This is a genomic window from Endozoicomonas ascidiicola, from assembly GCF_001646945.1.
GTDB lineage: Bacteria > Pseudomonadota > Gammaproteobacteria > Pseudomonadales > Endozoicomonadaceae > Endozoicomonas > Endozoicomonas ascidiicola.
The window spans coordinates 615,789-641,104 of record NZ_LUTV01000001.1 but is presented as its reverse complement, the minus strand read 5'-3'; the positions used below and the strand labels follow the sequence as shown (position 1 = coordinate 641,104).

At 45.8% G+C, this 25,316-nt stretch carries 27 protein-coding genes, 1 tRNA gene and 2 pseudogenes; 20 read left to right on the top strand and 10 right to left on the bottom strand.

Going from position 1 to position 25,316, the window contains the following annotated elements:
- Nucleotides 1–7: 7 nt before the first annotated feature.
- The 3 genes from AKL11_RS02530 to AKL11_RS02520 all read right to left on the bottom strand — a co-directional run bounded on the left by AKL11_RS02530 (nucleotide 8) and on the right by AKL11_RS02520 (nucleotide 1,845).
- On the bottom strand, nucleotides 8–298 hold the full coding sequence (locus AKL11_RS02530; RefSeq protein ID WP_067515039.1) for a hypothetical protein: 291 nt from the start codon (nucleotides 296–298) through the stop codon (nucleotides 8–10).
- Between the two features lie 66 nt (nucleotides 299–364).
- Nucleotides 365–970: a hypothetical protein gene (locus AKL11_RS02525; RefSeq protein WP_095210103.1), complete on the bottom strand. Its 606-nt coding sequence runs from the start codon at nucleotides 968–970 to the stop codon at nucleotides 365–367.
- Between the two features lie 77 nt (nucleotides 971–1,047).
- Complete coding sequence (locus AKL11_RS02520) at nucleotides 1,048–1,845, bottom strand: hypothetical protein (RefSeq protein ID WP_067515038.1); 798 nt, start codon at nucleotides 1,843–1,845, stop codon at nucleotides 1,048–1,050.
- Nucleotides 1,846–1,976: 131 nt separating this feature from the next.
- Here AKL11_RS02520 and AKL11_RS02515 point away from each other — a divergent pair, with 131 nt between their 5' ends.
- The 3 genes from AKL11_RS02515 (at nucleotide 1,977) to AKL11_RS02505 (ending at nucleotide 4,874) form a co-directional block, all read left to right on the top strand.
- Nucleotides 1,977–2,522 (top strand): hypothetical protein, encoded by a 546-nt coding sequence (locus tag AKL11_RS02515; protein ID WP_157673371.1) that lies wholly within the window; start codon nucleotides 1,977–1,979, stop codon nucleotides 2,520–2,522.
- A 162-nt stretch (nucleotides 2,523–2,684) separates the two neighbouring features.
- Nucleotides 2,685–3,602 carry a metallophosphoesterase gene (locus tag AKL11_RS02510; RefSeq protein WP_067515036.1) on the top strand — a complete coding sequence of 306 codons (918 nt, stop codon included), beginning with the start codon at nucleotides 2,685–2,687 and terminating at the stop codon, nucleotides 3,600–3,602.
- A gap of 255 nt (nucleotides 3,603–3,857) precedes the next feature.
- Complete coding sequence (locus tag AKL11_RS02505) at nucleotides 3,858–4,874, top strand: HNH endonuclease (protein ID WP_067515035.1); 1,017 nt, start codon at nucleotides 3,858–3,860, stop codon at nucleotides 4,872–4,874.
- Here the strand turns inward: AKL11_RS02505 and AKL11_RS02500 are convergent.
- A complete protein-coding gene (locus AKL11_RS02500; protein ID WP_067515357.1) occupies nucleotides 4,871–5,458 on the bottom strand; it encodes a class I SAM-dependent methyltransferase in 588 nt (195 codons plus the stop codon). The genes AKL11_RS02505 and AKL11_RS02500 overlap by 4 nt on opposite strands.
- Nucleotides 5,459–5,634: 176 nt before the next feature.
- Here AKL11_RS02500 and AKL11_RS24970 point away from each other — a divergent pair.
- Both AKL11_RS24970 and AKL11_RS02495 read left to right on the top strand, forming a co-directional pair.
- A pseudogene (locus tag AKL11_RS24970) lies at nucleotides 5,635–5,741 on the top strand (IS1595-like element ISEnu2 family transposase); the annotation flags it as partial.
- Between the two features lie 376 nt (nucleotides 5,742–6,117).
- On the top strand, nucleotides 6,118–7,110 hold the full coding sequence (locus AKL11_RS02495; protein WP_067515034.1) for an IS30 family transposase: 993 nt from the start codon (nucleotides 6,118–6,120) through the stop codon (nucleotides 7,108–7,110).
- 82 nt (nucleotides 7,111–7,192) lie between these two features.
- Here AKL11_RS02495 and AKL11_RS02490 read toward each other — a convergent pair.
- Nucleotides 7,193–7,268, bottom strand: a tRNA-His gene (locus AKL11_RS02490).
- A gap of 209 nt (nucleotides 7,269–7,477) precedes the next feature.
- On the opposite strand from AKL11_RS02490, the gene AKL11_RS02485 reads away from it, so the two are divergent.
- A complete protein-coding gene (locus AKL11_RS02485; protein ID WP_157673370.1) occupies nucleotides 7,478–8,467 on the top strand; it encodes a caspase family protein in 990 nt (329 codons plus the stop codon).
- 32 nt (nucleotides 8,468–8,499) lie between these two features.
- Here the strand turns inward: AKL11_RS02485 and AKL11_RS02480 are convergent, their stop codons facing one another.
- The gene (locus AKL11_RS02480; protein ID WP_067515032.1) at nucleotides 8,500–9,381 is read right to left on the bottom strand and encodes a DMT family transporter; all 882 of its coding nucleotides are present in this window, start codon (nucleotides 9,379–9,381) and stop codon (nucleotides 8,500–8,502) included.
- A 444-nt stretch (nucleotides 9,382–9,825) separates the two neighbouring features.
- On the opposite strand from AKL11_RS02480, the gene AKL11_RS02475 reads away from it, so the two are divergent.
- The 4 genes from AKL11_RS02475 (at nucleotide 9,826) to AKL11_RS02460 (ending at nucleotide 15,030) form a co-directional block, all read left to right on the top strand.
- Complete coding sequence (locus tag AKL11_RS02475; RefSeq protein WP_067515031.1) at nucleotides 9,826–10,758, top strand: LysR family transcriptional regulator; 933 nt, start codon at nucleotides 9,826–9,828, stop codon at nucleotides 10,756–10,758.
- Nucleotides 10,759–10,980: 222 nt separating this feature from the next.
- Nucleotides 10,981–12,087 (top strand): tyrosine-type recombinase/integrase, encoded by a 1,107-nt coding sequence (locus tag AKL11_RS02470; RefSeq protein WP_157673369.1) that lies wholly within the window; start codon nucleotides 10,981–10,983, stop codon nucleotides 12,085–12,087.
- Nucleotides 12,088–12,737: 650 nt separating this feature from the next.
- Nucleotides 12,738–13,121 (top strand): hypothetical protein, encoded by a 384-nt coding sequence (locus AKL11_RS02465; protein ID WP_067515029.1) that lies wholly within the window; start codon nucleotides 12,738–12,740, stop codon nucleotides 13,119–13,121.
- Nucleotides 13,122–13,140: 19 nt separating this feature from the next.
- On the top strand, nucleotides 13,141–15,030 hold the full coding sequence (locus AKL11_RS02460; RefSeq protein ID WP_095210101.1) for a polysaccharide biosynthesis tyrosine autokinase: 1,890 nt from the start codon (nucleotides 13,141–13,143) through the stop codon (nucleotides 15,028–15,030).
- 122 nt (nucleotides 15,031–15,152) lie between these two features.
- Here the strand turns inward: AKL11_RS02460 and AKL11_RS02455 are convergent, their stop codons facing one another.
- A complete protein-coding gene (locus AKL11_RS02455) occupies nucleotides 15,153–16,382 on the bottom strand; it encodes an integrase catalytic domain-containing protein (RefSeq protein WP_216636608.1) in 1,230 nt (409 codons plus the stop codon).
- Nucleotides 16,383–16,594: 212 nt separating this feature from the next.
- On the opposite strand from AKL11_RS02455, the gene AKL11_RS02445 reads away from it, so the two are divergent.
- Together AKL11_RS02445 and AKL11_RS02440 are read left to right on the top strand one after the other, a co-directional pair.
- Nucleotides 16,595–17,029 carry a nucleotidyltransferase substrate binding protein gene (locus tag AKL11_RS02445; protein ID WP_067515025.1) on the top strand — a complete coding sequence of 145 codons (435 nt, stop codon included), beginning with the start codon at nucleotides 16,595–16,597 and terminating at the stop codon, nucleotides 17,027–17,029.
- The gene (locus AKL11_RS02440) at nucleotides 17,022–17,342 is read left to right on the top strand and encodes a nucleotidyltransferase family protein (protein WP_067515024.1); all 321 of its coding nucleotides are present in this window, start codon (nucleotides 17,022–17,024) and stop codon (nucleotides 17,340–17,342) included. The genes AKL11_RS02445 and AKL11_RS02440 overlap by 8 nt, the downstream gene beginning before the upstream one ends.
- Nucleotide 17,343: 1 nt before the next feature.
- On the opposite strand, the gene AKL11_RS02435 is transcribed toward AKL11_RS02440, so the two are convergent.
- Together AKL11_RS02435 and AKL11_RS02430 are read right to left on the bottom strand one after the other, a co-directional pair.
- On the bottom strand, nucleotides 17,344–18,198 hold the full coding sequence (locus AKL11_RS02435) for a transposase (protein WP_067515023.1): 855 nt from the start codon (nucleotides 18,196–18,198) through the stop codon (nucleotides 17,344–17,346).
- A 177-nt stretch (nucleotides 18,199–18,375) separates the two neighbouring features.
- Nucleotides 18,376–18,561 carry a hypothetical protein gene (locus tag AKL11_RS02430; protein WP_067515022.1) on the bottom strand — a complete coding sequence of 62 codons (186 nt, stop codon included), beginning with the start codon at nucleotides 18,559–18,561 and terminating at the stop codon, nucleotides 18,376–18,378.
- Between the two features lie 154 nt (nucleotides 18,562–18,715).
- Between AKL11_RS02430 and AKL11_RS02425 the strand changes: the two genes are divergently transcribed.
- Complete coding sequence (locus tag AKL11_RS02425) at nucleotides 18,716–19,465, top strand: Fic family protein (protein WP_067515021.1); 750 nt, start codon at nucleotides 18,716–18,718, stop codon at nucleotides 19,463–19,465.
- A 183-nt stretch (nucleotides 19,466–19,648) separates the two neighbouring features.
- Here AKL11_RS02425 and AKL11_RS02420 read toward each other — a convergent pair whose 3' ends face one another.
- Nucleotides 19,649–19,843: a transposase gene (locus AKL11_RS02420; protein WP_095210099.1), complete on the bottom strand. Its 195-nt coding sequence runs from the start codon at nucleotides 19,841–19,843 to the stop codon at nucleotides 19,649–19,651.
- Between the two features lie 247 nt (nucleotides 19,844–20,090).
- Between AKL11_RS02420 and AKL11_RS02410 the strand changes: the two genes are divergently transcribed.
- The 7 genes and pseudogenes from AKL11_RS02410 (at nucleotide 20,091) to AKL11_RS02380 (ending at nucleotide 25,209) form a co-directional block, all read left to right on the top strand.
- Entirely contained in the window at nucleotides 20,091–20,381 is a 291-nt protein-coding gene (locus AKL11_RS02410; RefSeq protein ID WP_067515018.1) for a nucleotidyltransferase family protein, read from the top strand.
- Nucleotides 20,378–20,752, top strand: coding sequence for a HepT-like ribonuclease domain-containing protein (locus AKL11_RS02405; protein ID WP_067515017.1), 375 nt, complete (start codon nucleotides 20,378–20,380; stop codon nucleotides 20,750–20,752). The genes AKL11_RS02410 and AKL11_RS02405 overlap by 4 nt, the downstream gene beginning before the upstream one ends.
- A gap of 48 nt (nucleotides 20,753–20,800) precedes the next feature.
- Nucleotides 20,801–21,118: a HepT-like ribonuclease domain-containing protein gene (locus tag AKL11_RS02400; protein WP_216636748.1), complete on the top strand. Its 318-nt coding sequence runs from the start codon at nucleotides 20,801–20,803 to the stop codon at nucleotides 21,116–21,118.
- A 146-nt stretch (nucleotides 21,119–21,264) separates the two neighbouring features.
- Nucleotides 21,265–21,570, top strand: a pseudogene (locus tag AKL11_RS02395) (ISAs1 family transposase); the annotation flags it as partial.
- 73 nt (nucleotides 21,571–21,643) lie between these two features.
- The gene (gene gmd / locus AKL11_RS02390; RefSeq protein ID WP_067515015.1) at nucleotides 21,644–22,765 is read left to right on the top strand and encodes a GDP-mannose 4,6-dehydratase; all 1,122 of its coding nucleotides are present in this window, start codon (nucleotides 21,644–21,646) and stop codon (nucleotides 22,763–22,765) included.
- A 24-nt stretch (nucleotides 22,766–22,789) separates the two neighbouring features.
- Nucleotides 22,790–23,752 carry a GDP-L-fucose synthase gene (gene fcl, locus AKL11_RS02385; protein ID WP_095210097.1) on the top strand — a complete coding sequence of 321 codons (963 nt, stop codon included), beginning with the start codon at nucleotides 22,790–22,792 and terminating at the stop codon, nucleotides 23,750–23,752.
- Nucleotides 23,753–23,775: 23 nt separating this feature from the next.
- Complete coding sequence (locus AKL11_RS02380) at nucleotides 23,776–25,209, top strand: mannose-1-phosphate guanylyltransferase/mannose-6-phosphate isomerase (RefSeq protein WP_157673368.1); 1,434 nt, start codon at nucleotides 23,776–23,778, stop codon at nucleotides 25,207–25,209.
- The last annotated feature ends 107 nt before the right edge of the window (nucleotides 25,210–25,316 follow it).

The window sequence follows — 25,316 nt, the reverse complement described above, 5'->3', positions numbered from 1 at the left end:
TTTTTCTTCAGCTCCCGCGCTGAAGCCAGCAGATGCCCAACAGAGCTTCATCCAGCAGATTTCGAGGTACTTTAATTGCGAAGACTTTGCAGCCAAAGTTCGACACATAAACATACGCATCAAAGAACTTCGCCAACAACTGCCTGGGATCGGCTTTCAAATCACCGTAGTTATAGGTGTTACAGAACCGGGTCGAGGAGATCTGTGCCCGGCTGGATATCCCCCGGAGATAACCCATTTCTTCTCTGGACAGCTGCCGGTCAACCGCCACCAACTCATAATACTGATATTCACTCATGAGAATTCTTGAAGTAATTAATGGTAATGAACTATTAAATGATTGTCTGGACAATATTGAAGCTGTTTACTCAAGTAACGTCCCCTGAATATCCTCATCGTGCTGGTCGGCCCGTTCGCCTTCAATCAACAACTCACCTTCCTGATCACCTTGCCCCTCAAGAACACGGTAGAGAAACATATACCCAACCCGCCACTGCACCTCTTCTACCTTCAGAGTGACTGTCTGTGTATTTAGACGCAACACATGGCCAAAATGTTCCCGTCCATGCTTGTCTTTAAAGCCCAGTACATCGCCAACAGAAATGGCATGGCGGCTCAGGCCCTCTTCCGCTTCATGATGAATACGAGCATCAGCACCTTCGAGATTGAGCATGTAATAGGGAACTTTCCAACGTTTGCCATCGCTAAAATCCAGCACCAGTACCCGTTTCTGATTTAGCTGCAGCACTTCACAGTCATGGAGTGAATTACTGTTGCTGTCAAAATAACTCAGTTTCTGCCCTATGGTCAGTGCGGCTTTGATTCGATCAATCCGTTCAGACGAATCCAGTTCACGATTGATCATGGAGTTCAACCGAAACAGATCAAACGTACTGGCCTGGTTCAGTGCTTCGAGGAGCTGGGCGTAGTCCATGGACTGTTTAGCGGGCGGATTGCTTTTATTCATCATAATGCGAAAAACTCTGCTCAGTAGTTAAGAGCTGTCTCTGAATCACCTGGCTGGCGGCGGGGAAGAAATAAGGACAGTCAAACACGGCTTTTCCGTTTGCGCGCCTCATCAAGACTAATCACATTATCGGGCACAGGATAAGACTCAACCTTTTTCACAACCGCCCTCTTCTCATCAGTGCCGGTGGATATTGGAAAAGGATTAGGGAAATCACCATCCGGTGTTTGTGGATAATCCCATTGAGAAAGCCCCCTGGCAAACCGGAAAAGCCAGTCATCCACCATTCGGGACATGGGAATAAACGACTCCTGATGTTTGGCTCCCGGAAACGGTTTCGCTTTTTTATGAACACAGTTAATGCGCTCCATCCCCAGCCAGATCTCTTCAGGCTCCGCCAGAATATTATGCCCATAATTCTCATAACTACCGCTCAACCACCAATCCGCATCAGAAACGTGGCCATTCACGCTAAGATCGGTATTCCGGCAGAAGAACATCTCTTTCTCCATAGCCAGAAACTGATCAAACATAGTTTGAACCTGCTCTTCTACCGTAGCACCGCTCTCCACAGCCATATCCACACCCTCATTTGCCCAGCGCCTGCCAAACCGCTTCACAAAATCCTCCAAACTGCTGAACTGCGGATGAGAAAACAGAATGGCATAGCGGCTGCGGGCTTCTACCGCAATCACATCCGTATAGTTTCTCCGTCGTCCAACACCCTTAATGGCATGCACTTGCCAGGAAATGGTATTTGCATCGGTGGTGATGGGCTGGGTACCAATTCGTTTACCGTCCGGACTGGGTAAACGAGCCAGATCTTCCTTTATATATTTACAAAAGGCGTTGGTCGCAGAAAAAATCACTTGTAACATCGGGCTTTCCTTACGTAATTCTACTTGGGCGCACATTGACTACAGCGACTGTGCCCTATAGGCTAAATACATGCGCTCATTTAATCCCACTTGCAGGCGCTTAACAAATATCGCTAAACAGGAGATGCACTATGTCTACCCCAATATCTGTAATGACCAATCGTATCACCATTCACGGCTCGATCACCCACCGTTCCCACTCTGATCTCACCGTAACCATCACTGCCCCAATAGCAGGTTTGAGCTGCTCGGCACCTCACATCCCTTACTTTGCCAGAGCAACGAAAGACTACCGAACTTCTCTTGGGCATGATCTGGCCATAGAGCTATTAACCCATCTTTACCACGCAGCCTGTGAACTTCAGGCTCAACAAAATGCTCTGCAACATCAATTGTACAAGCCAGACGGCTTAAAAGCCGCTCTGCATAAAATCAGGGACGAGAAAACACGACTGAAACAACAAAAACAGACCGCCAAGCAACAACTCAAACAAGGAATACTTTCTCAAAAAGTGCATCAACAACAACTCAAAACACTGCGTCAGCAAGAAGAGCAACTGCAATCAGACGAGCACGAACTAAAAGAAAACTTCATGCAAAACCATCTCCCCCAATATTCAAGTACACTGGATGCCGATGAAGTTCTCAACTGGCTTGGTACCGCACACAGCTCATAACTCCAACCATCTCGTTCCCATGCTCCGCGTGGGAATGCATACTGAACAGGCCAGGCCATACAGGTTGCTTCATTAACGGATAGCTCGGTATGCATTCCCACGGAGAACCATGGGAACGAGCTCGAAGGGTTTCGCGACAACTTCTAACAATAAGAGAAAACCATGTACGACATCATCGGAGACATTCACGGTCAGGCTAATGAGCTTGAACAACTGCTGCAAACAATGGGCTATCAAAAGACCAACGGCGTTTACCGTCACCCCGAGAGACAAGCCATCTTTGTCGGAGACTTTATTGATGGAGGCAACCAGCAAAAGAAAACCATAGAAATCTGCAAAGCCATGGTGGAAAACCAAACCGCCCTGGCCGTGATGGGCAACCACGAATTCAACGCCATTTGCTTTGCTACACCCGGATCGGATGGTGACTACCTCCGCCCTCACGCAAAGATGAAGAACGTCAAAGATCATCAGGAATTTCTTGATGAATTTCCCTTTGACTCACCAGAACATCAACAAGTCATTGACTGGTTTCGCACGCTGCCACTGTTTCTCGACCTCGGAGAACTTCGCATCATCCACGCCGTATGGCACCACGCCAGCTTTACCACAGCGTCCCAATGGCTGGACGACGAAAACTGTTTATCGCCCGATGCCTACGCACCGGCATCGAACAAAACCCACCCACTCTACGACGCCATTGAATACCTGCTCAAAGGCATCGAAGTAGAACTTCCAGAAGGTTATGCCTTCAACGATAAAAAAGGCAACCGGCGTACAGCCGCCAGAATTCAATGGTGGAATGAAACCGCTACTACGTGGAAAGACGCCGTGATTGGCACAGGCAACGCCCCACTTCCAGAAACACCGCTGCCCGATAGCGTCTATCGCTACCGGGATAACACGCCACTGTTTGTCGGCCACTATTGGATGAACGGCACGCCAACGCCTCTTGCCCACAATGTCGCCTGTGTGGATTACAGCGTCGCACGACCCGGCGGTAAGCTGGCGGCGTATCGGTGGTCTGGGGAGAAGGTGTTGGAGAGTGGGAATTTTGTTTGGGTTGAGCGGGTGGAATGATTTCCCTATTTGAGTGGTGCGCAGAGTCTTTACTGCGCAGTTATTCTTTTGGTTAACTTTGTCGTTTATAGCCTGCCCATCACTTTGAAAATCACTATTGATCCGTCGTTTCTATTGTGTTCAACGAGATATCACGCTCGAAAAGAAGTCACTTTTCTGGCATCTCACATAGAATAAAATGAAATCACTTATTTTATTTTGATTCCATAAGTAATCTAATAGGAGGTTCTAACAAGGACTGACAACGAGGCAAGGATGTCAAAGTTCTACCAGATAGAGCCTTCGCTCGATAATTACTGGCGCAGTATTATTCTGTTTGGCAGCAATGTTGCTTCCTACAAATTTGCTCTTGCCCATGCTCTCTATGACCTTGCTGACTCTAAAGATGACTTCATCCGTCTTGATCAACTGGCAAAGCCCTTTGCTCATCACCTGTGTGAACATCTGAAAACTGCTCCAAAGCAAGCGACATCTGCCTCAAGTAAATATCTCAGCGCTTGTTCTGGCTTTCTGGATGGGCAGGTTGATGAAGACGCTCTTATCCAGCAAACAGTCAAATTGGGGTTCAATAATGTTCTGGATGCTTTCCATATTGTGAACCGACAAGAAGTCGATAAACGATTCTTTCTTGATGAGCGATATTCTTCGACTAAAGGCATTCGTCTTACTGACAACTTTTTCAAGCTCACTGAGTCGGATGCGTTTTCAAGCTTTACGGCTGAGACCGAATCTCGCTGGCGTTTAGTGGAAACAGCATGGCAGGCAGGAATATCCAGAAATCTGTTAAAGGTTGAGCACGATCACGAAAATAAGGCGTTGTTTACTCAGATTAAAGATCGCAGGGTGGATATTACCAGTTCACGAAACAGCCTGAACGGCTACCAGAAAGGGCGTTGTTTTTACTGTTTCGGACATATTTCCACAGAATCAGGCAGCTCCAATCTTGCTGATGTAGATCACGTTATTCCCTGGCTGGCTAGAGATCTTGTGGCAACCATTAATGGTATCTGGAATCTCGTTCTTGCCTGTCAGCATTGCAACCGCGTTGAAAAGTCGGCTTTACTGCCTGAGCTTTTCTTTCTGGAACGGCTACATGCCCGCAATGAGTATTTCATCAACAGTCATCTACCCATCAAAGAGACCCTCATTCAGCAAACTGGTGCGACGGAAGCAAAGAGGCGAGCTTTCCTGCAGGGTAACTACAATCAGGTACGATCAAAAATACTGCATATATGGCAGAAGCCTGAAGCCAGAGGTTCTGCAACCTTCTAAACAGACGGTTGCAGAATAGCATTCAGCCACTTTTCATCTTCACGCCCTGGGCGTAAGTCCGGAGTTATCCAGCATTGATAAACCCTTAAGTCACTAACTTTCGCAAGTTGCTCGATACCGGGCTCATCCATATAAGTGAAGTGTCGTTCGCCCACTTCTGCTTCACCCTGCCCATATTTAAAAGAACAGTAGAAGCAACCTCCAGCCTTCAGAAAAGAAGACAAGTGCCTCATAGTTTCAGAAAGCTCTTCAAGAGGAACATGAAGCAGAGAAGCACATGCCCAAATGCCATCAAAGAAGTCTTCTGAACTGAATTCTCTAAACAAGCATTTACTGACTTTCTGACCAAGTAACTCTGATGCTAAAGCTGCCAATGGTTCGCTGGCATCGAAAGCGGCAACCTGAAAGCCTCTTCTTAAGAATACGTTTGCATCCCGCCCAGAACCACAACCCGCATCCAGAATACGGCCACCAGCAGGAATGTGTGGTAAGAAATGACGATATAATTCTTCAGCATCAACGCTGACAGTTGAGTCAAAAAATGCCTGCGCATTTTTTGTGTAGAAATCTGAAGTTTTTTCCATAGGAAGTTCTGCAAGAAGTTGAATGACCATTTGTATGTCACAAGATCATGGCACATTCAATAGTCTTATCACATAGCCTATTCTGGCTATGTTTCCCTTAGGGTTGATGGATCTAAACTGTCGTCAGCCTTTACAGCGAGAGACTCTGTTATGCAGCTCCAACAGTTTCAATGTCTGCCAGGAAACGCGGTAATGATAAGAAGGTAGAGTGTCGGAAGTACCGGTCATGGTAGCAAGAGATCGTGATAATCAGACTGTTGATGGCATTCATGAGAATGAGAGTTATCGTAGTGGTCTGTTTTTTTATACCCTCATATCATTCCACTAAATTCACTTTTAAAAATCTGCAGCATCGAGTTAAAGGCAACATCGCCAATATGAGCCATAACAATCCAGCAGGATAGAAGAGTTTGCTAAAATTAATCCCTATCAGCTATTGTGAATCTTCACCTTGTTTTTCAGCAGTGGCTTTTCTTAAGCATCATTGTTTTCTTCCAAACCAGGCCTTTAAAATAAGGTGCGCATTTTGTATTATCCTGAATTCGTATCATAAATGCATAACCTCTGTAACCACAGGGTTGCTACAGAGCCACCTTTGAATTCAATCAGAACTCAGGTGTACTCTGTAAAGCTACTAAACACTACAGAGGATGCCACGGATGGCCTTTAAGCACCTGAGCTCTGAAGAGAGACATTATATCGAAATTGAACTGAAAAATGGGACTTCTCAAAACAAAATTGCACAAAAACTTGGGCGCGATCAGAGTTCCCTGTCACGGGAATTAGGGCGCAACAAGGGGTTACGCGGTTACAGACACCAGCAGGCCCACCGTATGGCTCAACAGCGTCATCAGGAAAAAACCAAGGCTGTTAAGCTAACGGATGATATTAAACGACGCATAGCTAATGATATCCGTGCAGACTTGAGTCCAGAGCAAGTGGCTGGAAGACTTAAAAAAGAAGGGGTAATTGAGCTACACCACGAAACGATTTATCAGTATATAGCGGATGATAAACGTAAAGGAGGCACCCTCTATAAGCACTTACGACACCAGAAAAAGACCTACAGGAAAAGGTATGGTTCAGCCCATAACCGAACCGGTATACCCAATCGGGTTGGAATTGAGGAGCGTCCGGCAGTGGTCAACAACAGAGAGCGTGTTGGCGACTGGGAGGCTGACACCATAATTGGCAAAAACCATAAAGGGGCAATCGCTACATTGGATGAGCGAAAGACCAAGCTTCGTCTTGCTGTTCCCTTGCCTGGAAAGAAAGCAAAAGCGGTTAAACAGGCGATGATCGGTGTGCTTAAGCCTTTGAAAAAGTTTGTAAAAACCATAACGTACGACAATGGAAAAGAATTTGTTCAGCATGAAGAGGTTGCCAAAGCGTTGAAGTGTGACAGTTACTTTGCTGCTCCGTATCACTCTTGGGAAAGAGGTCAGAATGAGAATGCTAATGGGCTACTCAGGCAGTATTTCCCCAAGTCGATGGAGCTTAATAACGTTACAGAAAAAGAAGTCATCATAGCGGTTGATAAGCTGAATAATAGACCTAGAAAATGCCTTGACTACAAAACACCTTATGAGGCTTTCAAAGAGTTAACTGGGATTGATGTAAGAAAAGTTATGGGTTATGTATTTATTACTTGAATTCAAGTATTATCAATACAAAAAGAATGCGTTTTATAAACTAAGGGAGTGTCAACGGGAACTATGAAGAGAAATGTTTGAATGGGGTGGGCGAAGGGGCTCGAACCCTCGACCGCCGGAATCACAATCCGGAGCTCTGCCAACTGAGCTACGCCCACCATCAAAGAATATCTGACCAGAAGATTTCCCCCCTCACCAGACGCCGCTGATTATAAGGAAAGCTGATCAGCATGCAAGCATCCATCACGCTTTTTTTATTGGTATTTTCCACTGCCCACTAAATAACTCTGCTAACCTGAGTAACCACACTTTGCATGATATCACCCTCCTCTACATTACTACTTCATGGTTTACTATGAGGAACTGTATGACTGTCCCCCTCAAGCGCTACATACAACAGCTGACTTTTATTGCTCTACTATGTTCAGCTCTACTTACTCACCAACCCGCTGTCGCGTATTCAACCAGTAATTTTTCATCACAAAACTCAACGCCCTGTTATGACAACCAGTGCCCTTTCGATGACGATTACTATTTCGAATTCGAAAACATGCATCACATCATGGGGTTGTTTACCGGCCAGAATTATGACCACACCCCTGAAGTCCCTACTTTGAACGGTTGTCGAAATGACGCCTGGAATTTTTTCCAATGGGCTGCCATGACAAAGGGTATTCCTGCGCACTCGTTGAATGTTAAAACCGATTTAAGAGAACCAATGGGCAAAGAAAAGCTATTATCGGAAATCCGTAGCCTTGCAGAGAAAACACATGCTTCACCGGGGCCTCACCGGGTAATTATCAGTTTCAGTGGTCATGGTACCCATACAACAGACCGGAATAGTGATGAGTCCGACAACATCGATGAACTTCTTGTTGCCGGAAAAGAGGTGGTTGCGGATGACGAATTACACGACGCTTTTAAAAAGTTCCATAAAAGTACCCGGCTGTTAGTCTTTGTTGACACCTGCCACTCCGGCACCATGTTTGATTTACCTTACCGCTACGTCTACAACGTCCTGAATCCGAATATCATCGAAGAAAGTGAAACCCGAGGCGGGAAAGATATTCCGGCATATATGGTCGTAGTCTCTGCCAGTCGAGACAGTGAAACATCAGCGGATGCCTATTTGCCCACACCCGACGATGAGCGACACTGGAGCAGTCAGGGGGATTTTAGTAACCGAATGCTCAAAGTCATGACTGATATTTTCTACGACAAACTCTATGTCAAAAATATCCCAGCACTCTTGAGAGATCAGAAACTGGTCAATAACGTCAAATATAACCTTGACCAGCATGCAGTACTGACCAGCAACTTCAAGCTCGACAAGAACCTGAAGTTGTTTGGCTGGTAGTGAAGTGATCTAAAAATGCGAAGAGATGAAGCTCAGGCAGCCTGAGCTTCTTTACGTGAAAAGAACTGGTTAAAGGCAACCGCCATCAGAATAACGCCAAGTGCAAACCATGTGTATGCAGTCAAAGCTTCCCCATTAATGGTTGCGCCCAGCAGAACACCTATCATAGGTACAAGATAGTTATTCATCGATGCAAATACTGGACCTGCGTCGCGTATCAATACCATATAGAGGAAGTACACCAGCCCTGCGCACAACATACCGAGGTAAGTTATCGCCATCAGGCTGGATGTTGTCGGCGTTACCTCATTGACCGGCGACACAATCAACGCAAACAAAACAATCTGAGCAGAAGCACAGCCCAGTACATTTCTGGCAATCACTAATGGGTGCTCACTGTGCACACCTTTCAACAACAAGAGTGCGACTGCAAAACAAGCAGCAGCAAAAACGATGGCACCCGCTGCCAGCAGATTTGCACTGCCACTGCCTGACATTAACTCAGGATAGAACAGTGTTAACAACCCGGCAAAACCCAGTAAGACACTTCCCATACCAGCAAAAGTAATCTTCGCACCACGAATCACCAAAGGTGCAAGAATGACCGTAAAGAATGGAATGGTGCCCATCAGAATGGCGGCAATGGCGGTATCCAAATACTGTTGCCCCCAGGCTACCAGCACAAAAGGAATAGTTGCTTCCAGAAGCCCAATCAGACTGAACTTAAACCACTGCCCGCCATTGCTTTTGATTCTCAATACCTGACAGATGACCGCTAAAGTCATAAACCCGACCAGAGACCGCCCTGCCCCCACCCAAACTGGAGAGAGATCGGCAACAGCCATTTGCTGGAAGATGAACTGTGAACCCCAGATTACGCCTATTCCAAAAAGGAAAAGATAATTTCTTAACATGTTTACTGCTCAATTTTTGATTGCGCTAATAGTAAACAGCTCTATCCTATGCAGAAAATGAAACTTCAGCATTCAGCTATGGTTCATATCGATACTAAGTACCCGATCATATGAAATCGAATAGTTCTGGCTTAGTGGTTAGTTACTATGCAAGGCACATCGGAGTGAGCATAGCCGTAGCTATGTAATCGCAGATGTAACGCAGTAGAGTGGCTGACCACTAAGCCAGAAAATATGGTTTCATATGGTTGGGTACTTATACCAATGGCGTTTTTAAATTGTGGAACGAGCAAGTTATTTTGGGCGACTGGGCAAGGCGAATCGACGAGTCATAGCCGTAGCTATGGCGAGGAACTTCAACGCAGATCCAGGCGGACAAAATAACTGCACAGCCCATAATTTAAAAACAGAATTGGTATTACTATTCTGTAACACAGGAAAGTTATGCGTGACCTGAATCGAATTGATTTAAACCTGTTGAGAATTTTCGATCTCCTGATGACAGAAGGGAGCGTCAGCCGAACGGCTGAAAAGCTAAACCTTTCACAGTCAACGATCAGCCATGCGCTTTCAAGACTTAGAAGACAGTTCAATGATGATTTGTTTGTCCCCGTGTATGGCGGCATGGCACCTACAGATCAGGCTCGTTTGATATCACCGGCCATAAGGCAGGCCATGTTACTGCTGGAGCAAAGTCTGACCAATGTTTCCGTGTTTGAGCCAGAAGAAAGTGAAGCCACCTTCAGAATTGCAGGAGGCGACTACGTTGAACTGATTATTGTGCCGGCATTGATGGGAAAAATCTCACGACAAGCCCCCAATATTAAACTGGAAATTAAGGATCTCAAGGCCACCGATTACTCCCAAGAGTTGGAAACCCGAGCTGTTGATCTTGTTGTCGGTTTTGAAAAGAGTGGTCGACTGTCAAAAAACCTTAAATCCACCCGTTTTCTCAGTGAACGGTTGGTTCTTGTTTCTCCAGAGCCAATTCATGATGCATCAGCGGTTATCACAGCCGACGCGATCAGAGCATTGAGGTTTATCTACCCTTCGATATGGGGGCACTCTCAAGCACTGATGGATGAATGGTGTGAGCGCCATGGTATTCAACGAACTATCGCAATACACACCACGGGGTTTCTTGCAGTACCTGAGCTTATGCAAAAACTTGGGCTGGTTACTGTGCTGCCGGCAGCTGTGGCAAAATATTATGCTGATCAATTTAATTTCAGCTGGTACCAGATAGAAGACAGTGAACTTTCCTACCAACACCTTCTTGCCTGGCACCCTTTGAGAGATAAAGATCAGAGTCTTCTATGGCTAAAAAAACAGTTACTGCACGTTGCTAAAGCAATTGAAGTTCATCGTATTCAATGAACAAACTTCTTTTCCAACAGTCCCTATAAGGGACTGTTACACCTTTTGGCAAAGGAAAATCCATATCTAAACCAAAACTCATTTGAAACATACGGTTCTAAATGAGCAGATAAATTGATCCRAAGCATGAAACGAAAAACGATTCAAGACGTATAATTACCAGGGCTTACGCATCAAATAAGCACTATAAACCAAAACTCACTTGAAACCATCGGTTTTATTTTGGTTTACGAATATAAATCTCCCGTTAACGGCACCAATCGCAAACACCCTCTTGGTCGTCATGGGGAAGTCACTGTCGAGCAGGCAAAAACCATGGCTAAAGCTTCCGCAGGTGAAGTGGCAATGGGAAACGATCCTCAGGAAAAGAAACACGAACGTCGCAGGGAAATCCAAAAACAAAGGCAAAATACCCTGCTGGCTTTTCTGGAAGGCGAATACAGAACCGTCACCCCCAAAGCATCCGCTGACGCTGCAGAAAAGAGCATCAAAAAATATTTTGCCAAATGGCTGAACAAACCTCTGGTCAATATCACCGCCTTCGATATGACCAAATGGCTCAACAACTACCCCGGCGCCCCCTCCGGTGGCAACCGCATCATGAACGACCTCCGGGGGCTTCTCACCAAAGCCGTTGCAGCTGGCTATCTGGAGAAAACACCCATGTCAGAGGTTAAGCGCCTCAGGGAAGACAAAAACAAAAAAATTAAATACCTCACCCGAGAGTACGAACAACGGCTGATGGCCGGTCTTGATGAATACGATGAATACCGCCGCAAGCTGGATAAACAGACCGAAGGCAAATATGCCGACCTCCTTCGCCCGCTGATCATGGTTGCTGTTAACACCGGTATGCGCAAAGGCGAACTCCTTAACCTGAAAGTAAACGACATCGATTTTGCATCCGGAGTCATCACCGTAGTGGGCATGGGAGAACATTCAGATGACTATCAAACCAGAAAAACCCGCACCAAGTCACTCCAAACCCGCTACATCCCAATGAATGACACCTCAGCCGCAGTACTGAACGATTGGCTCCACCAGACAGGGCATACAGAACTGGTCTTTCCCAACACAGCCGGAAGGCGCGCCTGCGAAAAATTCATCGATCGCCGCTGGTACTGGGCTCGAGAAGCCGCTGGGCTTACCGGTAAAATCGACTTCCACGGTCTGCGCCACACCTTCGGCACCCGGCTTGCCGAACTTCGGGTCGACCTGGTCACTATTCAGGAATTAATGGGCCACGAATCTCTGGATGTCACCGCCAAGTATCTCCACACCAGCCCAGAGCGGAAACATTTGGCCATATCAGCATTAACCGGTTATTAATCTCGCGTAACCGGGCTTGTCATTGCCCACTGACCTAACCAATAAGCCAACAGGCCTCAAACAAAATGCCTTCATAACAGCAGCAATACGGCCTACTACCAATAAATAATCAAATATCTTGATCTACCCATTATCATAAATACTGTACCAGTACCCCACACAGGAAGACTTAAGCCTGCAAACACCCTAAACAACCAGTATTTATACCAAATAAATATACGACATTTCTTGTATTAACCTGCAATCCATTTCTATAAATACCAAGCGCCTCCTATCTTTATATAGTAATCGCTAGATGATAAGATAAGCGCCGCGAAACTCCTTGTGAGTACAGCGGAGATAATCGATACAGAACCGTTTCTTAACGGCTCTGTAAACACTACCCAAACCTGATACCCATTCTCTATGGCCCAGAGAATTTTGGTGTCCACTGCATCCGCCCCGGCGCAAGCAGCGATCAGGTTTTACATTTTAAAATGGTGTTGCATTAATCACCGAAAATGAGGGACGGTAGTGTGTCAAAAAATAAGGTAATCGCTTCCAGCTGCTGCATATAACCGTTCTCACTTAACGCTCGGCAGTGCTCGTCTACTTTTACCAACACAAACGTCACCAGAACAACCTTTCCCGATCAATCTAGTGAACTCCCTATGGCAACTGTCAAACCACATTCAATGGCATCCGCTTCCATTAATGGACTGGATGCTCGCAAAAAAGTTCAACTAGCCCAGTTTTTAAACGATACACGGCTCTTCAAAACCCTGAAGATGGCGTTAAGTGGCATGACCATGACTGACTTTAAGATCTTTGCGCTTATCGTCACACAACCCATAGTCCACTGGAATGATATTGAAACGATCAGCGGTGGCCACAACACAGAGGCGGTCAATGCTCTGAATAAACTGTGCAGCAGCAATTCTGTCTGCGCAGCTCATCGATACGGGCTGGTAATGAAGGTGAAAGACCGGCAGGGAGAAACCATCTTTGCACTCACCGATAAAGGTCAGCAATTCTCGCAATTCTTTCTTCGCTAACTCCGACCATTAGACGTCCATGAATCAATACCAAAACCAACCTTATCAGGACGATGACCTCATCAGTCTTTCGGAAATCTTCACCATTTTATTTCGGGGGAAGTGGTGGATTATAGGTAGCACTCTGTTGTTTGCTTTAGGGGCTTTCCTCTACTTGTTGATCGTTCCATCAATCTATAACACAACAGCTATGTTGCAGCTGCCTTCTCCTGCCTACATTACAGAGATCGCCCAACCAGGAAGTGGGCGGAACGCTACCAGTGCTATGGAAGTGATAAAAAGTTCGGCAGTGATAGAAGCGATCATTGCAAAAGAAAAATTGGATATATCCGTGCTGCCATATGAGAGAGCAGGAACCAACACAAAAATAAAAGTAGCTACGTTTACAGTACCAGATGGAATGATCGGCAAGCCTTACCTATTGATCACCACGGAAAATAGTACATACCAATTGAAGCAAGATGGAAAAACGATCCTGACGGGTAAAGCCGGTGAGGTAAGCAAGGCGATACAAGAGGGTGGGAATGTCGAAATTCTAGTAACTGAACTGAATAGCCAGGCGAATGCTGAATTTCTATTGGAAAAACAAAGTACACAGCAAGTCATGGCTAATCTGCTTAGCTCACTGTCCGTCTCGGAGCAGGGCAAAAATACAAATATTATCACCCTGACTTTAGCTGGTTCTGAACCAGAGAACGACAGGAAAATCCTTGATGCTCTCATTGATCAATACCTAAGCCATCAATTTGAGAAAGAATCAAAAAGTCTGACAGGAGAAAAGCAACAAGTAGAGCTATCCCTGCACCAACTAAAAGAAAGGTTGGATCTTGCACAGGCACGTTATGAGTTTTTATCAAAGTCCGGAATGGTATCAACTCAGAATGCTGATAAAATAGCTGCACAACAAATGGTCGTAATCCAAGATGAACAACTCAAAGTTCTGAATCTGCTGAGTGCTAAATATGAAGATTTGGCAAATTACCTTGACGCACTTAATGCGGCATTAGCATGGAATGCTGAAAATGGCAGTGTTAGTGTATTAAGTTATTCCCAGTCTTCAATAGCGCCTGTTAAACCCAAGAAATCACTGATTCTTGTACTGGCCACATTACTGGGTGGCATGATGGGTGTAGGCATCGTCTTTGTCCGGGCAATGTTCAACCAAGAGTTGAAGGCAGAGCAACTGGAAAAATTAACACCCTACACTGTCTACGCCACGGTTCCATTCAGTGATCAGCAAAATCGTTTCGACAGTAAAGCGCCCCAGAAGACCACAGGGGATCAGTCATTACTGGCTAACGTCTCCCCTTCTGATCAATCCGTTGAGAACCTGCGAACACTTCGCACAAACCTGCTGTACGATCTCGCCAAGGCAGACAATAATCGGGTTATGGTCACCAGCCCATTAAGTGGTGCGGGCAATAGTTTTATTACTGCGAATCTGGCAGAACTGTTGGCTCAGATAGGGAAAAAAGTACTACTGGTTGATGGGAATATACGAAAAGATAACCTGGTCAATTATTTCAACGTTAAGTCGGGCTCAGGCCTTGCAGATAGGTTGGCAAAACCGGGCAGTAATCACATTGTGGAAATCAACGATCAGTTACACCTGCTACCTGCCGGAAGCAAGCAGGACAACCCAACCGTACTGCTGGCTAGCCAGGCTTTTGCTGAGCTGCTTGAACGCTTCTCCAAAGAATACGACGTGGTACTGATTGATACACCAGCAGTATTGCCTGTGACCGATGCCGCTCTTGTGGGCGAGCACTGTGCCACTAATTTAATGGTTGTCAATGTGCTCAACAATCGTATAGAAGACGTGCTGGATGCAGGGCGTCGGCTTGAACAAGTGGGTATATCAGTGCATGGTTGTGTAATGAATGGATCAAAAAATTCAGTACGCAGGTAAATAGACATGCTGAAAAACCGGCTGAAAACGCCCGCGCATGATGAAAGGAACCCGCCGAAGTATTGAGGAAGAAGAATTTTCCAATCCCAAAATGAGCCTGAAAAAAGTATAAACCCATGATTTCAGGCCTTTCGCTTAAAGATGCCTTGAAACAGTGATTCTCTGGCAGACTGCAGTTGCTGGGCAGCCTCGTTATCACTCATTGATTCAGCCTTTGACTCCAATGCATGCGGCGGAGTTCCTTCCTTCAAATATTGTGTCCAGTCAGGCAAGGATTTCAGTTTTTCATAAGGCGTCATCATGTTTTCGTAGAGGTAGCGTTTTCTCTCTTTGCCTTTTTCATCAGTTATCGTCTCCGGGAAAAAGCAAGGCCGGTGAAAATTGATGTAGGGTGTCAGGTAATTTTTGTTAAACGCATTCACTTCTGCAGCATGGTGTTGAGGTATATGAGCATAGCCCAACATCTTTCTGATGATTGCTCCGTTTTTTGATTCAACCAGTGCATTGTCGTTTGTTTTTCGTGACCTGGATTTTGTGAATTTTATATAGAGGCTGTCCAATAAACCTGCCACCGGATAGTTGATGTACTCAGAGCCGTTATCGGAGTGAAAACCCTGTATTTTAAAGGGGAAAGTCGCCAGCAGCTCTTCAAGTACAGGTATCAGAAAGTGCTCACTGATCCGTTCAACTGTGCAGACCACCTGAAACTGAGTAACTTCATCCACCGCATTGATATGATAAAGCCCTTTGACCTTATCCTTATCGCCCTGATGCACTGTATCAATTCTGATGTAACCGGGTTGACCATTGGGTCGTGGCTTGCGTCGAGTACCAATAGCACGCTTTACAGGTCGGGTGACGTTTTTATGCAAGCGAACTGTTTGATAAGTCTTTGACTGACGCAGGTTGTAGAGGTGCGAAACAGAGATGCCAGCCAGTCGCTTATAGCGACCATCTCCACGTTGATATGCACGCTCACAGATTTTCTTTATTGCGGGCCCATTCAGGCCATTATGCAGCCGGTCAGTCTCAGCAAGAAGACGAATGTCAGCCTTGGAATACTTTGTCTCGAATCCCTTAGCGGTTCGTTGTTTGCGCTTGAGAAGCCCCAGAGCCAGATATTCTTTGATTAGCCGGGTTATTTGCGCTCTAGAATAGCCTGAAGCCACGGTCAGGTAGCGTTTGATCAACCCTTTTTCAGGCTTGTTCAGGGTGCGGTAGCGAAAGTGATTGAGAGTGTCTGCAATCCATTGATAACACTCGTCTTTTGACTTCCAGCCAGGCTGTATCTTCGGTGTAGCCTGAAGAAGCTCTTCCACCTGCTGGAGCGATTTGATGAGTCGTGTGTCCATTATGATTTTCATCCAGTAATTTTGGACGAAAGATCAGAAGTCACAGGCTCATTTCATTTTGGAAATAAGGACTTCGTTCAGGCTCATTTCATATTGGAAGAGACTGAAGAAATACCCCCTGCATCACATGTGCTACTCTACCGTGCGGATAACCGCTGCTTTTCTGATAACATAAACAGCGAATACAAAAAATTGTTAACAGGCAAGCAGGCATGACAATAGACACCAGTTTTTTCAAACGCTGTATCGAGACACTGGCTAAAGCCTCTTCCATGGTGACTCAGGTTGAGGAAAGCAGCATTGAATATGAAATGTACCGTTCAGCCTGTGTCAAAGAGTTTGAAATTATACTGGAGCAGGCCGGTAAATTATTACGAAAATGCCTGAAAGACTTTGCGCACAGCCCTAAAGCAGTTGACCGCATGGTATTTAAAGAAGCATTCCGCCAGGCCGCGCAACACGATCTATTAACTCTGGAGCAGGCAGAACGTTGGCTCAAATATCGAGACAATCGCAACAACACAGCCCACGACTACGGTAAAAAATTTGCTGAATACACCTTGCAGCTATTACCAGACTTCATAAAAGATGCAACCGCTTTGGAACAGTCAATCAGTCAACACACAAAAAGGGTGGCAGATGATTGACCTGAGAGATAAAGACCGGGAAGCCATCTGTGAGATTGCAAAAAAGGTGTTTGCAGAAGGTACCGAAATTTGGGCCTATGGCAGCCGGGTGAAAGGAACCAATCACGACACCAGTGATTTGGATTTGGTGGTGCACTTCCCGCCGGAACAGGATAAAGGCGATGACTACGAGCAATTGTCTTTATTTATAGAAACGCTGCGAGATTCCAATATTCCAATCATTGTTCAGGCTCTGGCCTGGCACAGTATACCGGAACAGTTCCGCACCAATATTTTGTCGAATTATCAAGTGCTCTGGAAGCACAATCCCTGATCTATTGGACGTTTTGACTGCTAGCATGCAGTCGCACAATCCTACTCACAGTGGAATAATGCAAACCAAAAAAACCAGCAATCGACGACAAGGTATAACCACCAGAATTAAACGCAGCAACTATCGCTTCGTTTCGATGATTGGTCGCATCCATAAAAGAGCGTAAAGAAGGTGGCGACTTTCGCTGCTGCTTATGAGGAACTTCTGAAAGCACCCCATTACCTTTAGGCTGATAAGCCAGCTGGGTGTTGATGAACTCATCACTGCCCAGGTAAATCTGCTGTTTAAGATGCTCCCAGATATTGATGCCGACACCTTCGGCAACAAATTGGGCAAACTTCAGAATGGCATCATCACGATCAGTGCCAAAGTAACGAAGCGTAGCGTCCGTCGCCAGCCAGGGCGGAGAATCGAATAAACAGGTGGTATAGCAGAAACTGCCCCATGGCCAATCATTCGGGGCTTCCACCATTCTGGCTCTGACCGGGTTCAACACCACATATCGGCTCAGCTCCATAAGATAAGCGTCTTTATCCACCAGAATGGCTTTATAGCGCCCCTGAAAAAGATGACCGACTCTGCCGTACTTCCGGTTGAAGCGAGTGGTATAAACACCATTAAGTTGTCGCATACCTTGAGAGAGATTGGCATCGGGCGTTTCCAATACCAGATGATAATGATTGGTCATCAGGCAAAATGAGTGAATAACCCAGTTAAAGCGATCGCACACTTCTGAAAGTGTTGCGAGAAATAATTGAAAGTCTGCGTCTTCACGGTAAATGGGCTTTCGTTCATTGCCGCGAGAAGTGACATGGTACAACGCACCGGCGTACTGAATACGTAGAGGTCTACTCATTTCCTTAACTTAATATTTATTAGTGATCTAAGGAAAGTAGACCATTAAGCTAGCTATGAAAGCCTCCTGAGAACAGCAACGCTCAATTATTTTTTATGATCCAGATATTTAACCCACAATACAATTGCACAGACGGTTGTGAAGAGAATAGCCAGAGTCCAGGCGAATGCGTTCATTTCAATCATGGTCAGACTCCAGAAGTAATGCCAGATAAACCAAGGCCAGAGAAGTGGCCAGTCCAAAGAAGACAATAGCAGCAATCATGCTCTCCTGAAAGATCGGGTAGAGCACAGCTCCACCCAAAGGAAGCTTCACAAGATCGCAACTAAGAGCAGCCATTCTTTCACGTTGTTTTTTGTTCATTGGTGCATACGCCTCGTTGGTACCACTTTTATATTTATTCAGAAATTGAAAAGTAGACCATTAGGTCGGAAATGCACGATGAAAGACCTGACCCCGGTTTTTAAAGACCTGACCCCGGTTTTTTCAGTTATCGTTATGATTAAGGCTTGGCCTGATGAATAATAAATACCGCTTTGACAAAATTGATGCGCTTAAGCAACAACTTGATGCCTTAAGGCCGCTGCCGAAAGAGAGCGTCCGGTCACTCCATGAGGCTTTGGTACTGGAATGGACATACCACTCAAATGCCATTGAAGGAAACACGTTAACCCTGAAAGAAACCAAGGTAGTGCTTGAGGGCATAACCATTGGTGGCAAAACCCTTCGGGAACATTTTGAGGCCATTAACCACCGTGAGGCTATTGACTGGGTGGAATCCCTGATAGGAAGGAATGAGCCATTAAGTGAAAGGCTGGTAAAAAGCATTCACCAGTTAGTGCTGAAAAATATAGATGATGACAATGCAGGGCGGTACCGGCAGGAGAATGTCATCATTGCGGGTGCAGAGCACACGCCTCCGGACCATTACCACTTGCCACAGCGGATGAATGAACTGGTGGAATGGTATCAGCAAAGCTCTGACCCTTTGAGCTATCACCCACTGGAAAGGTCTGCCCGGCTGCATGTGGATTTTGTGGGTATTCATCCTTTTGTGGATGGCAATGGGCGAACCGCCCGGCTATTAATGAATTTTGATTTAATGGGCAGTGGCTACTTACCGGTCATCATCCGAAAAGAGAGCCGGCTGGCCTATTATGAAGCGCTGGATAAAGCCCATAGCCAAAAGAGCTACGAAAGCTTTATTGAAATGATGGCCCGCCTCCAGGAAGAGACTTTGAATCGCTATCTCAGTATTGTTGGTTAACCATTGTCACCGAAGGTGCGCACAATGAGGCCAACGGTTGTATGGTGACCGGATGCCTTCCTGATTATCAGAAGCGCATTAATACTGACATTCAATGAACGGTACGTGACTCTTCTTATTGCTGTCACTTGTCGTTCAGTATCTCAACTTTGGTACGTATTTTTCTGGACTCTATTTTCGTTGTCAAGAATCAAGACTTGCCCCCCAATCTTGGCAAAATGAGTGAATAACCCAGTTAAAGCGATCGCACACTTCTGAAAGTGTTGCGAGAAATAATTGAAAGTCTGCGTCTTCACGGTAAATGGGCTTTCGTTCATTACCGCGAGAAGTGACATGGTACAACGCACCTGCGTGCTGAATACGTAAAGGTCTACTCATATCCGTTTACTTCATTTTTATTGGTGGAAAGGGATATGTAGACCAAAAAACTAAAGATGCACGATGAAAGACCTGACCCCGGTTTTCGCGGTTTTCCCCGGTTTTATGACCTCGGTTTTACAATCATGGTCAGACTCCGGAGGCAATACCAGATAAACCAAGGCCAGAAAAGTGGCCAGACTAAAGAAGACAACATAAATAGATATGTTAGAGTAGATATAGCAACGATTACTGGCTGAGGCACCCCATGAAACCATCGGCAGCACTGGAAAAATACCGGGGAAATATCAAAACCATCATAAAAGAGCACAAAGCGGCTAATGCTAGAGTATTTGGCTCTGTACTGAATGGAACCGACACCGAAACCAGTGATCTGGATATACTGATTGACCCTGATCAGGGCATGAGCCTGTTCGATATTGGTGCTATTCGTCACAAGCTCAAGCTGCTAACTGGTGTCGAAGTCGATGTTCTGACGCCAGGCTCACTCTCAGACACAATCAGAGAAGAAGTACTTGCCCAGGCAAAGCCTATATGAAACGGAAAAATGCACTGAGGCTGGTGGAGTATCTTTCTCACATCGTTGAGGCAGTTGAGCGAATACAAGAGTACATCTCTAAATTAAAGAGTGAGCAAGATTTTTACGAAAACACACTTATTCAGGATGCCGTTATCCGGAACCTTGAAATTATTGGTGAAGCAAGTCACAACGTGGATAAGCACTTTCCTCAATTTGTTAAAGATCACAACGATGTACCTTTTATTTATGCCTATGAAATGAGAAATTCTCTGGCTCACGGCTACTTTAAAGTTGACCTACCCATTGTCTGGCAAACCATTCAGAATGATTTGCCCGCATTAGCGAACAGTGTTCAGGGTTTAATTGATAAATTGAATAGACAAGACTGAGCATCTGTTTTGCAACAGGCTCATTTTTTCAAATACACGACAATGAATATGCACGATGAAAGACCTGACCCCGGTTTCTGTGACCCCGGTTTCTGTGTGCACGATGAAAGACTTGACCCCGGTTTTTTTATCCGGAACCTTGAAATTATTGGTGAAGCAAGTCACAACGTGGATAAGCACTTTCCTCAATTTGTTAAAGATCACAACGATGTACCTTTTATTTATGCCTATGAAATGAGAAATTCTCTGGCTCACGGCTACTTTAAAGTTGACCTACCCATTGTCTGGCAAACCATTCAGAATGATTTGCCCGCATTAGCGAGCAGTGTTCAGGGTTTAATTGATAAATTGAATAGACAAGACTGAGCATCTGTTTTGCAACAGGCTCATTTTTTCAAATACACGACAATGAATATGCACGATGAAAGACCTGACCCCGGTTTCTGTGACCCCGGTTTCTGTGTGCACGATGAAAGACTTGACCCCGGTTTTTTGATACATTTAACGTTGACGATATTAGTGTTCGTTATTATATATCTTCTGCAGAATTAACCGCCGAAGAATTTGCACATGCTGCAAGAGAGCACTGGGCCATTGAAAATAAGCTCCACTGGAAAATGGACGTTGCAATGCGTGAAGATGATTGTCGAATCAGAAGAGGCAATGCCGCTGAAATGCTCTCTGGCTTTCGACATATGGCCGTTAATATGTTGAACAATACTAAAACATTCAAAGCAGGCTTAAAGCGGAAGATGAAAAAGGCTGCTATGAACACTGAATATCTTTCTGAAGTCCTCGTAGGGTGCGGGGCTTCATGATTTTTCCCTAAGTCATAGCCCACTACCTAAAAATTTAGCTAAGATGTAAAGCCCTTTTTTAAAGGATATTTCTATGTCAAAAAAAACTGCCCTGATCACAGGCATAACAGGGCAAGATGGCTCTTACCTTGCCGAGTTCTTGCTTGATAAAGGTTATGAAGTACATGGAATAAAACGACGGTCATCTTCATTTAACACAGAGCGTGTGGATCATATTTATCAAGACCCTCATAGAGAAAATCAAGATTTCAAATTACATTATGGTGACCTGAGTGACAGTTCCAACCTGACGCGTATCATCAGTGAAGTTCAGCCGGATGAAGTCTATAATCTGGCAGCACAATCCCATGTTGCAGTATCTTTTGAGTCACCGGAATACACGGCCGATATTGATGCCCTGGGCACACTTCGTTTGCTGGAGGCTATCCGCTTTCTTGGGATGGAAAAGAAAACCCGTTTTTACCAGGCATCAACCTCCGAACTTTATGGCCTGGTACAAGAAACTCCCCAAAAAGAGTCGACGCCTTTCTATCCTCGCTCTCCGTACGCAGTTGCCAAACTTTATGCATACTGGATAACGCTGAACTACCGTGAGTCTTACGGCATTTACGCCTGTAACGGTATTCTGTTCAACCATGAGTCTCCCCGCCGAGGTGAAACTTTCGTCACCCGCAAGATTACCCGGGGTCTGTGCAATATTGCTCAAGGACTGGAAGATTGTCTCTACTTGGGAAATATGGATGCATTACGTGACTGGGGCCACGCCCGTGATTATGTTGAAATGCAATGGTTGATGCTGCAGCAGGAACAACCGGAGGATTTTGTCATCGCTACCGGTATTCAATACTCAGTTCGACAGTTTGTTGAATTCACTGCAAAAGCGTTAGGGATAACGGTGGAGTGGGAAGGTCAGGGTACTGAAGAGTGTGGTTACGTCAAGCATATAACCGGTGAGCATTCCCCAGCCTTAAAAATTGGCCAGAAAATCGTAGCGGTTGACCCCCGCTACTTCCGCCCTTCTGAAGTGGAAACCCTGCTGGGTGACCCATCTCACGCCAAGTCAAAACTGGGTTGGGAGCCGACTACCACGCTTGAAAGTATGGTGACCGAAATGGTAGAGAATGATCTTGCCAAAGCGAAGCAGCATGCACTCCTCAAATCTCATGGGTACGATGTAAAAGTCTCCCGCGAATAACTGAATGGTTACCGAAAAGATTCTATGAAGAGAGTTTTTGTAGCAGGCCACCGAGGCATGGTAGGTTCCGCTATTGTGCGCAAGTTGAACGCCATAGGTGGTTTTGATATTGTCAGCCGTGAGCGTGAATCACTGGATCTTACAAGTCAGACTGATGTTCAGGGATTTTTCCGAAGCGAAAAAATTGACCAGGTGTACCTCGCTGCAGCAAAGGTCGGTGGGATTCACGCTAATAATGTTTACCCCGCGCAATTCATTTACGAAAACCTGATGATGGAGAGCAATATCATCCATCAGGCCTATGCAACAGGTGTCAGGCAATTATTATTTCTTGGTTCCAGTTGTATCTACCCAAAACTGGCAGCTCAGCCAATGAATGAAGCGTCACTGCTCAATGGTCATCTTGAACCGACCAATGAACCATACGCGATCGCCAAGATAGCCGGAATCAAGTTATGTGAATCTTATAATCGGCAATACGGTGTTGATTACCGGTCAGTGATGCCCACAAACCTTTATGGCGAGCATGATAATTTTCATCCGGAAAACAGCCATGTTATTCCCGCCATGATGCGTCGTTTCCATGAGGCCAAATTACGCGGAGACAGTTCAGTAGTTGTCTGGGGTACTGGCACTCCCAAACGTGAGTTCCTTTATGTAAACGATATGGCTGAAGCCTGTGTTCATGTTATGCAGCTGGATCAGGCCATTTACGCTGAAAATACCATGCCGATGATGACCCATATTAATGTGGGCACAGGCAAAGACTGCTCCATCCGGGATCTGGCTGAAACCATGAGGCAAGTGGTGGGTTTTACGGGTGATATCGTTTTCGATACCGGCAAACCGGACGGCACTCCTCGCAAACTGCTTGATGTCAGCTGCATCAACAATATGGGCTGGGAAGCGTCTGTCAGCCTGTCGGAAGGTCTTACATCGACATACCGATGGTTTCTTGAAAATGCAGCGCACCTACGTGCGGTGTGATTGTGAAATACTGAGTTAACTACGTGAATATAGTTCCTGTCATTCTTTCTGGCGGCTCGGGCAGTCGGCTTTGGCCCCAGTCTCGTTCGCTCCATCCCAAGCAGTTTCTGCCACTGGTCAATAAGCGATCCATGTTGCAGAACACTGTGGCGAGGCTGGAAGGTTTTATCGAATTTGCCAAGCCGATGCTGATAGCTAACGAGGAACATCGTTTTTTAGCCGCTGAGCAGTTTCGTCAAATGGGAATTGAAGCCAGTGCCATTATTCTGGAACCGGTTGGTCGAAATACGGCACCAGCAGTTGCATTGGCAGCAATAAAAGCACTGTCTGACTATAAAGAGGATTCGATACTGCTAGTGCTGGCAGCTGATCATGTGATCAATGATGAGCAGGCTTTTCGTCATGCCGTGGAAAGTGCTGTGTCTGCTGCCAGGGATGGAAAACTGGTCACTTTCGGTATCGTGCCTTCTCACCCGGAAACGGGCTATGGCTATATCAAAAGTCGTTGTCAGTCAGAAGATAGTGTTCAGGCACTGGCTGTCGAAGAATTTGTAGAAAAACCGGATCAGGCGACAGCAGAACAATATCTGATCTCCGGGGATTATTACTGGAACTCTGGAATGTTTATGTTTAAGGCATCCCGTTACCTGGAAGAGCTTAAGCAGTTTCGACCGGATATTCTGGCAGCTTGTGAAAAAGCAATTGCCGTTGAACACCCGGATCTGGATTTTGTTCGCCTTGATGAAGCTGCTTTCAAAGCCTGCCCTTGTGATTCGATTGACTATGCCGTTATGGAAAAGACACAGGATGCAGTGGTCATACCGCTGGCTGCTGGCTGGTCAGACGTAGGTTCCTGGTCATCCCTTTGGGATGTTGCTGAAAAAGATGATCTTGGTAATGCCATATCAGGCGATGTCATTCTTTATGATACCCAAAACACCTACGTGCGCAGTGAGAAAAAGCTGGTGGCGACGGTAGGTGTACATGACCTGATAATCACGGAAAGTGATGATGCCATACTGGTTGCCAGCAAAGACCAGGATCAGAACGTTAAGAAGATCGTTGAGCAATTAAAAGCTGCGGGACGGCCAGAAGCCAAACTGCACAGAAAGGTGTACCGCCCTTGGGGAGCTTACGACTCTATTGATTCTGGAGAGCGTTACCAGGTCAAACGCATTACCGTCAAGCCGGGTGCCCAGCTATCCCTGCAGAAGCATCATCACAGGGCAGAACACTGGATTGTGGTCAAGGGTACGGCATTGGTGACCAACGGGGATCAGGAAATTTTGCTCACCGAAAACCAGTCAACCTACATCCCGGTGGGAGTAATACACCGCCTGGCAAACCCCGGAAAACTCGAACTTGAACTGATAGAAGTTCAAAGCGGGGCGTATCTGGGAGAAGACGATATTGTTCGATATGAAGATAGTTATGGTCGTATCAGGGAAGAGCCTTGAAAACCCTTGCTACGACGGTAACCAAAACTCTGGTTTGAGCAACTGGAACCTTTAATTAAGGGCGGGTACTCATTGTGAATACTGTAACCCACACAGAAAAATCACCA